This window comes from Burkholderia sp. BCC0044 (assembly GCF_902832955.1).
In the GTDB taxonomy this organism is placed as follows: Bacteria; Pseudomonadota; Gammaproteobacteria; order Burkholderiales; family Burkholderiaceae; genus Burkholderia.
Genome location: NZ_CADFDO010000008.1, coordinates 122,632 through 134,863, shown reverse-complemented (window position 1 = coordinate 134,863; position 12,232 = coordinate 122,632). Strand labels below are relative to the sequence as shown.

General features: G+C 68.6%; 12 protein-coding genes. 3 read left to right on the top strand and 9 right to left on the bottom strand.

Translation table 11 applies throughout. The features are described 5' to 3' along the window. The first annotated feature begins 274 nt into the window (after positions 1–274). Together HWX14_RS33695 and HWX14_RS33690 are read left to right on the top strand one after the other, a co-directional pair. The gene (locus tag HWX14_RS33695) at positions 275–1,189 is read left to right on the top strand and encodes a sterol desaturase family protein (RefSeq protein ID WP_175886442.1); all 915 of its coding nucleotides are present in this window, start codon (positions 275–277) and stop codon (positions 1,187–1,189) included. Positions 1,190–1,285: 96 nt separating this feature from the next. After that, a complete protein-coding gene (locus tag HWX14_RS33690) occupies positions 1,286–2,425 on the top strand; it encodes an SGNH/GDSL hydrolase family protein (protein ID WP_175886441.1) in 1,140 nt (379 codons plus the stop codon). Positions 2,426–2,514: 89 nt separating this feature from the next. Here the strand turns inward: HWX14_RS33690 and HWX14_RS33685 are convergent, their stop codons facing one another. From HWX14_RS33685 to pyk, 6 genes are all read right to left on the bottom strand, one after another. Next, positions 2,515–3,543 carry an L-threonylcarbamoyladenylate synthase gene (locus HWX14_RS33685; protein WP_175886440.1) on the bottom strand — a complete coding sequence of 343 codons (1,029 nt, stop codon included), beginning with the start codon at positions 3,541–3,543 and terminating at the stop codon, positions 2,515–2,517. 11 nt (positions 3,544–3,554) lie between these two features. Beyond that, complete coding sequence (locus HWX14_RS33680) at positions 3,555–4,751, bottom strand: 5-(carboxyamino)imidazole ribonucleotide synthase (RefSeq protein ID WP_175886439.1); 1,197 nt, start codon at positions 4,749–4,751, stop codon at positions 3,555–3,557. A gap of 90 nt (positions 4,752–4,841) precedes the next feature. Further along, a complete protein-coding gene (gene purE, locus HWX14_RS33675; protein WP_050014544.1) occupies positions 4,842–5,363 on the bottom strand; it encodes a 5-(carboxyamino)imidazole ribonucleotide mutase in 522 nt (173 codons plus the stop codon). Positions 5,364–5,379: 16 nt separating this feature from the next. Next, positions 5,380–6,270, bottom strand: a complete 891-nt coding sequence (locus HWX14_RS33670; RefSeq protein ID WP_027785305.1) for a phosphoribosylaminoimidazolesuccinocarboxamide synthase — start codon at positions 6,268–6,270, stop codon at positions 5,380–5,382. 233 nt (positions 6,271–6,503) lie between these two features. Further along, positions 6,504–7,568 carry a class II fructose-bisphosphate aldolase gene (fba, locus tag HWX14_RS33665; RefSeq protein WP_006481730.1) on the bottom strand — a complete coding sequence of 355 codons (1,065 nt, stop codon included), beginning with the start codon at positions 7,566–7,568 and terminating at the stop codon, positions 6,504–6,506. 317 nt (positions 7,569–7,885) lie between these two features. Continuing rightward, entirely contained in the window at positions 7,886–9,322 is a 1,437-nt protein-coding gene (pyk, locus tag HWX14_RS33660; RefSeq protein ID WP_174383843.1) for a pyruvate kinase, read from the bottom strand. Between pyk and HWX14_RS36820 the strand changes: the two genes are divergently transcribed. Further along, positions 9,321–9,449 (top strand): hypothetical protein, encoded by a 129-nt coding sequence (locus HWX14_RS36820; protein WP_021164118.1) that lies wholly within the window; start codon positions 9,321–9,323, stop codon positions 9,447–9,449. The two genes, pyk and HWX14_RS36820, sit on opposite strands and share 2 nt — an antisense overlap. Before the next feature lie 157 nt (positions 9,450–9,606). Here the strand turns inward: HWX14_RS36820 and HWX14_RS33655 are convergent, their stop codons facing one another. The 3 genes from HWX14_RS33655 to HWX14_RS33645 form a co-directional block, all read right to left on the bottom strand. Then, positions 9,607–10,803 carry a phosphoglycerate kinase gene (locus HWX14_RS33655; RefSeq protein WP_006481732.1) on the bottom strand — a complete coding sequence of 399 codons (1,197 nt, stop codon included), beginning with the start codon at positions 10,801–10,803 and terminating at the stop codon, positions 9,607–9,609. Between the two features lie 280 nt (positions 10,804–11,083). Continuing rightward, complete coding sequence (locus HWX14_RS33650) at positions 11,084–11,407, bottom strand: AzlD domain-containing protein (protein WP_006477942.1); 324 nt, start codon at positions 11,405–11,407, stop codon at positions 11,084–11,086. Next, positions 11,404–12,159, bottom strand: coding sequence for an AzlC family ABC transporter permease (locus HWX14_RS33645; RefSeq protein ID WP_175886438.1), 756 nt, complete (start codon positions 12,157–12,159; stop codon positions 11,404–11,406). Before HWX14_RS33645 ends, HWX14_RS33650 begins: the two co-directional genes overlap by 4 nt. Positions 12,160–12,232: the final 73 nt, after the last annotated feature.

Sequence of the window (12,232 nt, the reverse complement as noted above, 5' to 3'; positions counted from 1 at the left end):
CACGCCGCCCGCGAAATCTCGCGCCGCGCGGTTTGAAACGCCTCCGTCACTCTCGCGCGACGCGCCGCGCGCGCACCGTTCCCACCAAACAGGGCCGCACCGCCCGGCCCCGCGCAGTACGGATTCCGTAGAAACCCTGTCCTCAGAGGGAACCCTCTACGCTGCCCCCTCGCCTAGCGCTTAGCGATTGCGTAGGCTGTTGGCCTGACGATATCTACAACGGGCCACACGCCCGGCCTGATGGCTTGCAGGGGAACGAAGGAGACACACGCCCATGCGATTCGACGTCGAATTGCTTCTGCTCGCGCTGGCGCCCGTCTTCCTGCTCTGCATCGCGTGGGAGGCCTGGCACCTCGCCCGCACCCGTGCGCAGGACCGCGTCTATGCGTGGCGCGACACGCTGTGCAACGCGGCGCTCGCGCTGATGCACCAGGGCGCCGACAAGCTCGCGTGGCTGTTCGTGATTCCCGTCTATGCGTACTGCTACCGGCACTATCGTGTGTACACGTGGCACGACGGCTGGCTGTCGTTCGCGGTGCTGTTCGTCGCGCAGGATTTCCTCTACTACGTGTTCCATCGCGCGAGCCATCGCGTGCGCTGGCTGTGGGCCGCGCACGTCGTGCACCACTCGTCCGAGCGGATGAATTTCTCGACCGCGTTCCGCCAGAGCCTGATGTACCCGGTCGCGGGCATGTGGCTGTTCTGGCTGCCGCTCGCGTTCGCCGGCTTTCCGCCGCAACAGGTCGTCGGCATCGTGCTGATCAACCTCGCGTTCCAGTTCTTCGTGCACACGCAGGCGATCGGCAAGCTCGGCTGGCTCGAATACGTGCTGAACACGCCGTCGATCCACCGTGCGCACCATGCGCGCAACCCGCGCTACATCGACCGCAATTACGCAGGTGTCCTGGTGATCTGGGATCGCCTGTTCGGCAGCTATGTCGACGAAACGCCCGACGATCCGCCGCAGTACGGGATCGTCGAGCGGCTCGGCTCGAACAACCCGCTCGTCGCGACGTTCCACGAGTGGGTGGCGATGGCGTCCGACGCGTGGCGCGTCGGCGGATGGCGCAACAAGCTGCGCGCGATTTTCGGCCCGCCCGAATGGGCGAGCGCTTATCATGCGCAGATTGCCGAGGCCGCGAACCAGGATCCGCGCACCGTGCCGCTGGCGGCTGCGCGCGACCGATAAACCGTTTCAGCCAACGGCCGCCGCGCAGCCCGGAACCGAGCAGGCACGCGGCAGATGAGAAATACATCAGGGCCATATCTACGAGGAGATCGAACGATGCAGACACAACAACACGCACCTTCCCGCACCCGGCAGCGCATGCTGCGCACCGCGCAGGTCGCGATCGCCGGCGCCGCGCTCGCGCTGCTCGCCGCCTGCGGCGGCGGGGACGACAACAACGGCAGCAGCGCGTCGACCACGCCGCCGTCGGGCGTGAAGATGCAGGTCGTGTCGTTCGGCGACAGCCTGTCCGACGTCGGCACCTACTCGCAGATCAAGCTCGGCTTCGGCGGCGGCCGCTTCACGACCAACCCGGGCCAGGTGTGGACGCAGAACGTCGCGCAGTACTACGGCGACACGCTGCAGCCCGCGAACCAGGGCGGCTTCGGCATCCCGCTGCAGGCCACCGGCGGCCTCGGCTACGCGCAGGGCGGCTCGCGCGTGACGCTGCAGCCGGGCATCGGCCATGCGGACGCCAGCGTGCCGAACCCCGACTACGCGCAGGCGACCACCACGCCGATCGCCGACCAGGTCAAGCAGTACCTGACGCAGCACGGCAGCTTCAACGCCGGCCAGATCGTGCTGATCAACGGCGGCGCGAACGACATCTTCTACCAGGCGCAGGTCGCGCAGGCGCAAGGCAACACGCAGGCCGCGCAGCTCGCGGCCGCGCAGGCGATCGGCCTGGCCGCGCAGCAGCTCGGCGGGATCGTCCAGCAGATCGTCGCGGCGGGCGCCACGCACGTATTCGTCGCGAACGTGCCGGACATCGGCGGCACGCCGCTCGCGCTGCAGGGCGGCACGCAGGCCGCGTTCACGCAACTGTCGGGCCTCTTCAACCAGACGCTGGTCGGCACGCTGGCCGCGCTGAAGGTCGACACGACGAAGGTCGCGGTGGTCGATTCGTTCACGTGGCAGGACGGCATCGCGGCCAACTACCAGGCGAACGGCTTCAGCGTGAAGAACACCGATACGGCCTGCAACCTGAAGGCGATGGTCCAGGCCGCGACGCAGTATGGCGTCGCGAACGCGACCGCGTTCGGCTCGTCGCTGTTCTGCTCGCCGCAGACCTACACGGTCGCGAACGCGGACCAGACCTACATGTTCGCCGACACGGTCCACCCGACGACGCACCTGCATGCACTGTTCGCGCAGTACGTCGAACAACAGATCGCGAAGTCCGGCGTCGGCAAGTAAGCCGCCGGCCACGCGCCCAAACGAAAACGCCCGACCGGTTCGCGCCGGTCAGGCGTTTTTTTATTCCCGAGCGGAAGGCAAAGACCGTGTCAGTCGCGCGCTTCGAACGCGGCCGCCGCGCGGCCGAGGCGATCGTTGACCGCGATCCATTCGACGGTCTCGGGCAGCTTCTCGACGAGGATGCGCGCGACCTGCGCGCGATCGAGCGCCCGCAGCATCCCGTACAGCTCGCGTGCATACGCCTGCGGATCTTCCGGCGCCGCGATGAAATGCACGCCGTCGGCCTGCGCCCAGTGCGCTGCCCGCGACGCGCGGGCGACGAGCGCGACACGCTCGCCGTCGGCTTGCGCGGCCGCGAGCAGCGGCTCGAGCGCGTCGAACGGCAGCAGCGCGAGCGGCGTGCGCGGCGCGTAATGCGCTTTCAGCGTGCCCGACGCGCGCGGCGCGGTCGCATCGCTGCCGTCCGGCAGCTTCGGCGCGCGGCCGAGCACGTCGGCGATCTGTTGCGGCGTCACGTGGCCTGGGCGCAGCAGCGCGGGGAAGCCGCGCGACAGATCGAGAATCGTCGATTCGATGCCGACTTCGGACGCGCCGCCGTCGAGCACGTGCACGGTCTCGCCGAATTCGTCGCGCACGTGTTGCGCGGTCGTCGGGCTCACGTGGCCGAACCGGTTCGCGGACGGCGCGGCCACGCCGCCGTGACCGTCGCGCCGCGCGCTGAACGCGGCCAGCAGCGCCTGCGCGACCGGATGCGACGGACAGCGCAGCCCGACCGAATCCTGCCCGCCGCTCACCGCATCCGGAATGCGCGCGTGGCGCTTCAGGATCAGCGTGAGCGGACCCGGCCAGAACGCATCGATCAGCGCGTGCGCGTCGGCCGGCAGGTCGTCGGCCCAGTAGCCCGGATCGCCGCCGGGCGGCAGATGCACGATCACCGGATGGTTCGCGGGCCGCCCTTTCGCCGCGTAGATGCGCGCGACGGCCTCGGGGTTTGCCGCGTCGCCGCCGAGCCCGTACACGGTTTCGGTCGGGAATGCGACGAGCTGGCCCGCGTCGAGCAACGCGGCGGCCGCGTCGATCTGCGCGGCCGTCACGTGCTTCGGGAGATCGATGGACATCGGCCCGCGCCTCAGTCGAGCGGCACGCGCAGCAGTTGCGCGCATGCGGTGGCGGCGGCGACGGCTTCGTCGCGCGTCTCGGCCGTGAAGTTCACATGGCCCATCTTGCGGCCGACGCGCGCTTCTTCCTTGCCGTACAGGTGCAGGTGCGCGGCCGGCATCGCGGCGACCGTGTCCCACGGCGGCGTGACGGCGTCGGCCGCCGCACCATCGGGAAACCACACGTCGCCGAGGATGTTCAGCATCGCGGCCGGCGAATGCTGGCGCGGGTTGCCGAGCGGCATGCGCGTCATCGCGCGCACCTGCTGCTCGAACTGACTCGTTGCGCACGCATCGACCGTGTAGTGGCCGGAGTTGTGCGGGCGCGGCGCCATTTCGTTCGCGACGAACGAGCCGTCTTCCAGCACGAAGAATTCGACGCACAGCACGCCGACGTAGCCGAGCGTATCGGCGATCCGTACGGCCGCCTGCTGCGCCTCTTCGACGCGCGCGGCGTCGGCCGCCGGCGCCGGCACGACCGTCAGCGCGAGGATGCCGTTGTGATGCACGTTCTGCGCGAGCGGGAACGCGGCCGAGCGGCCGTCGGCGCCGCGCGCGATCAGCGCCGACACTTCGTATTTCAGCGGCAGGCGCTTCTCCAGCACGCACGGCACGCCGCCGAGCGCGGCATGCGCGTCGCGTGCTTCCTGCGCGGTGCTCACACGCACCTGGCCCTTGCCGTCGTAGCCGAGGCGGGCCGTCTTCAGGATGCCCGGCAGCACCGCGTCGAGCGCGGTATCGTCGAGCGCGGCGAGCGCCGCCGCCGATTCGATCACGACGTGCGGCGCGACCGGCACGCCCGACGCCTCGATGAAACGCTTCTCCGCGATGCGATCCTGCGCGACCGCGACGCAGCGGCCGGCCGGCGCGACGAACGTGGTGCGCGCGAGGAAATCGAGGCTCGCGGCCGGCACGTTCTCGAATTCCGTCGACACGGCCTCGCACAGGTCGGCCAGTTCGGCGAGCGCGGCTTCGTCGTCGTACGCCGCGCGCAGGTGGCGATCGGCGACCGCGCCGGCGGGGCTCGTCGGATCGGGATCGAGCACGGCGACACGATAGCCCATCGACTGGGCGGCAAAGCAGAACATGCGGCCGAGCTGGCCGCCGCCGACCATGCCCAGCCACGCGCCGGGCAGGATCGGGGAAACGGAATCAGGAGTTGCGGTCATGTCAGTGGTCGGTCGCGGCGGAACGCGGAAATGCCCGCCGCAGTAGGAAAATCCGGCGCGGGCCGCGTCGCGCGGCCGCGCGCCATGCCGTCATTCCAGCGGCGGCAGCACCATCGCGTGCGCGGCTTCGTTCTGGCGCACGCGGAACGCGGCGAGCCGGTTCGCGTAGTCGACCGAATTGCCGGACAGGATCGACACCGCGAACAGCGCGGCATTCGCGGCGCCGGCCTCGCCGATCGCGAACGTCGCGACCGGCACGCCCTTCGGCATCTGCACGATCGAGTGCAGCGAATCGACACCCTTCAGGTACTTGCTCGCGACCGGCACGCCGAGCACGGGCACCGTGGTCTTCGCGGCCAGCATGCCGGGCAGGTGCGCGGCGCCGCCGGCGCCCGCGATGATCGCGCGCAGCCCGCGCTCGCGCGCCTTCTCCGCATAGTCGAACATCTCGTCGGGCATCCGGTGCGCGGACACGACTTTCGCTTCGTACGGCACGCCGAATTCCTGCAGGATCGCGACCGCATGCTTCATCACGTCCCAGTCGGAACTCGAACCCATGAGCACGCCGATCAACGGCGCGCTGTGCGTGTGGGCGGTCTGGACTTCACTCATTTCTTTTCTTCCCCGGTCAGGCGAGCGACTGGCCCGTGATGCGCTCGAGCGCTTCCTGGTACTTCGCGGCCGTCTTCTCGACGACGTCGGCCGGCAGCGCCGGCGCCGGTGCCGTCTTGCCCCACGGCTGCGCCTCGAGCCAGTCGCGCACGAACTGCTTGTCGAACGACGGCGGGTTCGTGCCCACTTCGTACTGGTCGGCCGGCCAGAAGCGCGACGAATCGGCGGTCAGCACTTCGTCCATCAGGTACAGCTTGCCGTGGTTGTCGAGGCCGAATTCGAACTTCGTGTCGGCGATGATGATGCCGCGCGTCGCCGCGTAGTCGGCCGCTTCCTTGTACAGCCTGATCGAGATATCGCGGATCGTCGCGGCCAGCTCGGTGCCGATGCGGCGCTCGGTTTCCTCGAACGTGATGTTCTCGTCGTGCTCGCCCATCTCGGCCTTCGCGGCCGGCGTGAAGATCGGCTCGGGCAGCTTCTGCGCGTTCTGCAGGCCTTCCGGCAGCTGCACGCCGCACACGGCGCCCGACGCCTGGTATTCCTTCCAGCCGCTGCCGGCCAGGTAGCCGCGCACGACCGCTTCGATCATGATCGGCTCGAGGCGCTTGACGACCACGCCGCGGCCCTTCACCTGCTCGACCTCGTCGGCCGCGACGACCGCTTCCGGCGCGTCGCCCGTCAGGTGGTTCGGCACGATGTGCGCGAGCTTGTCGAACCAGAAGTTCGCCATCTGGTTCAGCACGCGGCCCTTGTTCGGAATCGGCTCGCCCATCACCACGTCGAAGGCCGACAGGCGATCGGTCGTGACGATCAGGAGCTTGTCGTTGCCGACCGCGTAGTTATCGCGAACCTTGCCGCGACCGAGGAGCGGCAGCGAGCGGAGCGTGGATTCGTAAAGGGTAGACATCGTCTTTTCGCAGATAAGGAGCCAAACAAAAAGGGAAACGCCGTTCCCCGCGGCAGGCGGGAACGGCGGTCTTGCAATACGTCGGCGAACCGGCGGGCGCAACGCCCGGGCGGCTGCCGGCCGGCCCTCGTTCGGCCGGACGGAACGGCTGCCGGGGCCGGATCAGATCCGGCCAACCGGACGGCCAGCCCGTGCCCGGCGGCAGAACCGGGCGGGGCAATCGTACTACAGTCTCAGCGCACGACCTGGGCGAGCGCGCCCGACTTGTACTGCTCGGCGATCTTGTCGAGCGACACCGGCTTGATCTTGCCGGCCTGGCCTTCGCAGCCGAACGCGAGGTAACGGTCGACGCACACCTTCTTCGCGGCTTCGCGCGCGGGCTTCAGGTAGTCGCGCGGATCGAACTTGCCCGGGTTCTCGAACAGGTAGCGGCGGATCGCGCCGGTGATCGCCAGACGCAGGTCGGTGTCGATGTTGATCTTGCGCACGCCGTGCTTGATGCCTTCCTGGATTTCCTCGACCGGCACGCCGTAGGTTTCCTTCATGTCGCCGCCGAATTCGCGGATCTCGGCCAGCAGTTCCTGCGGCACCGACGACGAACCGTGCATCACGAGGTGCGTGTTCGGAATGCGCGCGTGGATTTCCTTGATGCGCTGGATCGACAGGATGTCGCCCGTCGGCTTCTTCGAGAACTTGTACGCGCCGTGCGACGTGCCGATCGCGATTGCGAGCGCGTCGCACTGCGTGAGCTTCACGAAGTCGGCGGCCTGCTCCGGATCGGTCAGCAGCTGCTCGCGGGTCATCGTGCCTTCCGCGCCGTGGCCGTCTTCCTTGTCGCCCTTCATCGTCTCGAGCGAGCCGAGCACGCCGAGTTCGGCTTCGACCGTCACGCCGATCGAGTGCGCCATCTCGACGACCTTGCGCGACACGTCGACGTTGTACTCGTACGACGCGACCGTCTTGCCGTCGGCTTCGAGCGAACCGTCCATCATCACGCTCGTGAAGCCGCTGCGGATCGCGGCCGTGCAGACGGCCGGCGACTGGCCGTGATCCTGGTGCATCACGACCGGGATGTGCGGATACGATTCGACCGCTGCTTCGATCAGGTGGCGCAGGAACGGCTCGCCCGCATACTTACGCGCGCCGGCCGATGCCTGCATGATCACGGGCGCGCCGACCTGATCCGCCGCCGCCATGATCGCCTGGACCTGCTCCAGGTTGTTCACGTTGAAGGCCGGCAGGCCGTAACCGTGCTCTGCCGCGTGGTCCAGCAATTGACGCATTGATACGAGAGGCATTGTGGAACTCCTTGGAATGAAAACCGGTGCGCCCTGACGCCGGCGCGGCGCTCGCTCCCCTCTGAACCGGGACGGCGCGGCGCGGCTGAGCGTCGAATAGCCGCATTTTATCGCGAAGCGCCTCCGATTCCGACCGCCCGGTGGGCCCCGCTCGCAATTTGTTACGTTCGCACGGCACAATCGGGCCAAAAAGGAGAAAAAAAGCCGCGCGGGGCTCCGGACCCCGCGCGGCTTTTGCGCAAAAAAAACGGTGCCAGATCGATTCCGGCCGATCCGGCCGCCGGCCCGCGGCCGGCTCGATGCGGCTCAGCCGGCGCTCAATAGTGCTCGCCGACCCGCACGATCTTCAGCGTGTTGGTGCCGCCCGCCTGCCCCATCGGCTCGCCGACGGTCAGCACGACCATGTCGCCGTGCTGCACGTAACCCTGCTTGACGACGATCTCGAGCGCGGCCTGCAGCGCCGAGTCGCGGTCGCTGTTGAAGTCGACGTGCAGCGGCGTCACGTTGCGGTACAGCGCCATCGTGCGCTCGCTGCCGACGCGCGGCGTCAGCGCGAAGATCGGCACGTGCGTGTAGTGACGCGACATCCACAGCGCGGTCGCGCCCGATTCGGTCAGCGCGATGATCGCCTTCGCACCGAGGTGGTACGCGGTGAACAGCGCGCCCATCGCGATCGACTGGTCGATCCGCGTGAACGTACGGTCGAGGAAATCCTTGTCCAGCTCGACGTGCTCCGACTTTTCCGCCTCGACGCACACGGCCGCCATCGTCTCGATCGTGACGACCGGGTACTTGCCGGCGGCCGTCTCGGCCGACAGCATCACCGCGTCGGTGCCGTCGAGCACCGCGTTCGCGACGTCCGACACTTCCGCGCGGGTCGGCACCGGCGCGTAGATCATCGATTCCATCATCTGCGTCGCGGTGATCACGAGCTTGTTCGACTCGCGCGCCATCCGGATCATCCGCTTCTGCAGCGCCGGCACGGCCGCGTTGCCCACTTCCACCGCGAGGTCGCCGCGCGCGACCATGATGCCGTCGGATGCGTCGAGGATGCTCTGCAACGCCGGAATCGCCTCCGCGCGCTCGATCTTCGCGATCATCTTCGGCTTGATGCCGTACGGCGCGCCCGCGATGTTCGCGAGCTGGCGCGCCATTTCCATGTCGGTCGCGTTCTTCGGGAACGACACCGCGACGAGGTCCGCGCCGAGCGACATCGCGGTGCGGATGTCTTCCATGTCCTTCGCGGTCAGCGCCGGCGCCGACAGGCCGCCGCCCTGGCGGTTGATCCCCTTGTTGTTCGACAGCTCGCCGCCCACCTTGACGGTCGTGTGGATCTCGTCGCCGAGCACGCGCTCGACGGTCAGCACGATCAGGCCGTCGTTCAGCAGCAGCAGGTCGCCCGGCTTCAGGTCGCGCGGCAGCTCCTTGTAGTCGAGGCCGACGCGCTCGTCGTTGCCGAGTTCGCAGCCCGCATCGAGGATGAACGGCTGCCCCGGCACGAGCGTGGTCTTGCCGTTCTCGAACTTGCCGACGCGGATCTTCGGGCCCTGGAGGTCGGCCATGATCGCGATCTCGCGGCCGACCTTGCGGGCGGCCTCGCGCACCATCTCGGCGCGCTGGCGGTGATCGTCGGCCGTGCCGTGCGAAAAATTGAGCCGCACGACGTCGAGGCCCGCCTGCATCATCTGCAGCAGAATCTCCGGCGAACTGGATGCCGGGCCGATCGTGGCGACTATCTTGGTGGCGCGCTGCATGAAACTCCTCATCTGGATCAAGGTGGATGCGCTGGGTGAAACGCTGCGAGAGCCGGAAGCGGCAGGCCCAGCGGCGGCCGTTCCGGGGGGCGTGCCGGTGCTGGCGCCCGGCATCGCTTTGTTCTGAATCTCGTGGTGCTGGTCGGCCGCGTCGCCGGCGGCCGCCGGTGCGCGCGGGGCGGTGTTCGCTCGCGCGGGCGCGCGTGTGCGCTTGCCCGCGCCGGCCGGCTGCTCCGCTTTCGCGGAGCGCGCGGCCTTCGTCACCCCTGCGCGCGCCGCCACGCTCAGGCCGCCCGCGTTTCGAGCACTTCCACCGCCGGCAGCTTCTTCCCCTCGAGGAACTCGAGGAAGGCGCCGCCGCCCGTCGAGATGTAGCTGACCTGGTCGTGGATGCCGTACTTCGCGATGGCCGCGAGCGTGTCGCCGCCGCCCGCGATCGAGAACGCGGACGATTTGGCGATCGCTTCGGCGAGCGTCTTGGTGCCGTTGCCGAACTGGTCGAACTCGAACACGCCGACCGGGCCGTTCCACACGATCGTGCCGGCCTTCTCGAGCTGGCTCGCGAGTGCCTTGGCCGTATCGGGGCCGATGTCGAGGATCATGTCGTCCGCCTCGATGTCGGCGACCTGCTTCACCGTGGCCGCAGCCGTCGGCGAGAATTCCTTGGCCGTCACGACGTCGGTCGGGATCGGCACCGATGCGCCGCGCTCGCGCGCTTCGTCGATGATCGCCTTCGCTTCCGCGACGAGATCGGCTTCCGCGAGCGACTTGCCGATCGACAGGCCGGCCGCGAGCATGAACGTGTTCGCGATGCCGCCGCCGACGATCAGCTGGTCGACCTTGCCGGCCAGCGACTTCAGGATCGTCAGCTTGGTCGACACCTTCGAACCGGCGACGATCGCCACCAGCGGGCGCGCCGGGTTGCCGAGCGCCTTGCCGAGCGCGTCGAGTTCGGCGGCCAGCAGCGGGCCCGCGCACGCGACCGGCGCGTACTTCGCGATCCCGTGCGTGGTCGCTTCCGCGCGGTGCGCGGTGCCGAACGCGTCGTTCACGTACACGTCGCAGAGCTTCGCCATCTTCTGCGCGAGCTCGTCGGAGTTCTTCTTCTCGCCCTTGTTCACGCGGCAGTTCTCGAGCAGCACGACCTGGCCCGGCGCGACGTTCACGCCGTTCTCGACCCAGTTCGACACGAGCGGCACGTCGCGGCCGAGCAGTTCGGCGAGACGCTTCGCGACCGGCGCGAGCGAGTCTTCCGGCTTGAATTCGCCTTCGGTCGGACGGCCGAGGTGCGACGTGACCATCACGGCCGCGCCGGCGTCGAGCGCGGCCTGGATGGCCGGCACGGACGCACGCACGCGCGTGTCCTCGGTGATGTTGCCGTGATCGTCCTGCGGGACGTTCAGGTCGGCGCGGATGAACACCCGCTTGCCGGCGAGCTGGCCGGCGGCGATCAGGTCGGTAAGACGCTTGACTTGGCTCATGTTGGACAGATTGAAGTAGTGGATGGGGAAAGGGGGTTCACGCTGGACGTGCGCGGGCTGCCGCGAAAGGGCGCCGGATGCGGCCGTGGCTGGCGGTTCGCATGACGCGCACGGGTAAAAAATCTCGAACGGGCATTCTAGCCGATCCACCCTGCGGACTGACCCGTGCGGCGGCGAATTCCGCCTATTTGGGATCGCGCGCCGGAACCGAAGCTCTGCCGCAATGCAGCAATCCGCACACGCAGGCGGGCAGCGCCCGGCAAGCCGGAAGGACCGCCCATCAGAAGATCAGGCGCAGCGCGGTGAACACGAGCATGCCGACGACGATCGTACCGAGCATGCTGCGCCGCCACAAAAACCAGCCGAGGCCGGCGAGCGCCGCGTAGAACGGATGATTGGACAGCGCGAACGACAGCCCGGCCGGCGTTTCGAGCACGTCGGGCAGCACGACGGCGACCAGCGCGGCGGCCGGCGCATAGCGCAGCGCGCGCTGCGCGCGTTCGGGCAGCACGGTGCGCTCGCCGCCGATCAGGAACAGCGCGCGCGTGACGGCCGTGACGATCGTCATCCCGACGATGACGATCCAGATCTCGGTCGCGCTCATTCAATGTCCTTGTCGTGCACGGTTTCGGTACGGATGCGCCGCCAGTCGGCGCGTTCGACGAAGAAATCGGCCGTGCAGCCGGCCGCGAGCGCGGCCAGCACCGCGATCGGCAGCGCGAGCCGGTACGGCAGGTCGAACGCGACGAGCGACACGATCCCGGCGACCGCGACGGCCGCGAGCGTCGAGCGGTTCGCGACCGCCGACACCATGATCGGGATCAGCGCGAGCGTGCCGGCCAGCTCCAGCCCCCAGCTCGCGGGAAAGACGCTCGCGAGCAGGATGCCGGCGAGCGACGACACCTGCCACGACGCCCAGCTCGCGAGCGCCATCCCCCAGAAATACGCTTCCTTGCCCGGCACGCGGCCGTACGCGAAGCCCTGTTTCTGGAACAGCAGATAGATCACGTCGCCGTTGAAATAGCCGATCGCGAGACGCCGCCACAGCGGCAAGTAGGAGAAATGGGGCGCCAGCCCCGCGCTGAAGATCACGAAGCGCATGTTGACCATCGCGGCCGTGAGCAGGACCGTCCAGATCGGCAGCTTCGCCGCGAGAAGCGGCAACACCGCGAGCTGCGACGAGCCCGCGTAGACGAACAGCGACATCGCGCTCGCCTGCCCGAGCGTCATCACGGACTTGCTCATCGCGATGCCGGTGACGAGCCCCCAGGACAGGATCGCCATCAGTGTCGGGGAATAGTCGCGCGCGCCCTGGATCAGCGCGAAGCGGTCGGTGGCGGACAATCGAGCGAACATGGGAAGCGGGCCGCAGCGGGCGGTTCGTCGGGACGCCGGCGCCTCCTGCCGGTGCGACCCATCGTTATTGGAA

Bases quoted from the DNA above. Each gene is read 5' to 3' on its own strand.
- HWX14_RS33695 (WP_175886442.1), top strand. From the start codon at position 275: ATGCGATTCGACGTCGAATTGCTTCTGCTCGCGCTGGCGCCCGTCTTC.
- HWX14_RS33690 (WP_175886441.1), top strand. From the start codon at position 1,286: ATGCAGACACAACAACACGCACCTTCCCGCACCCGGCAGCGCATGCTG.
- HWX14_RS33685 (WP_175886440.1), bottom strand. From the start codon at position 3,543: ATGTCCATCGATCTCCCGAAGCACGTGACGGCCGCGCAGATCGACGCG.
- HWX14_RS33680 (WP_175886439.1), bottom strand. From the start codon at position 4,751: ATGACCGCAACTCCTGATTCCGTTTCCCCGATCCTGCCCGGCGCGTGG.
- purE (WP_050014544.1), bottom strand. From the start codon at position 5,363: ATGAGTGAAGTCCAGACCGCCCACACGCACAGCGCGCCGTTGATCGGC.
- HWX14_RS33670 (WP_027785305.1), bottom strand. From the start codon at position 6,270: ATGTCTACCCTTTACGAATCCACGCTCCGCTCGCTGCCGCTCCTCGGT.
- fba (WP_006481730.1), bottom strand. From the start codon at position 7,568: ATGCCTCTCGTATCAATGCGTCAATTGCTGGACCACGCGGCAGAGCAC.
- HWX14_RS36820 (WP_021164118.1), top strand. From the start codon at position 9,321: ATGAAACTCCTCATCTGGATCAAGGTGGATGCGCTGGGTGAAACGCTG.
- pyk (WP_174383843.1), bottom strand. From the start codon at position 9,322: ATGCAGCGCGCCACCAAGATAGTCGCCACGATCGGCCCGGCATCCAGT.
- HWX14_RS33655 (WP_006481732.1), bottom strand. From the start codon at position 10,803: ATGAGCCAAGTCAAGCGTCTTACCGACCTGATCGCCGCCGGCCAGCTC.
- HWX14_RS33650 (WP_006477942.1), bottom strand. From the start codon at position 11,407: ATGAGCGCGACCGAGATCTGGATCGTCATCGTCGGGATGACGATCGTC.
- HWX14_RS33645 (WP_175886438.1), bottom strand. From the start codon at position 12,159: ATGTTCGCTCGATTGTCCGCCACCGACCGCTTCGCGCTGATCCAGGGC.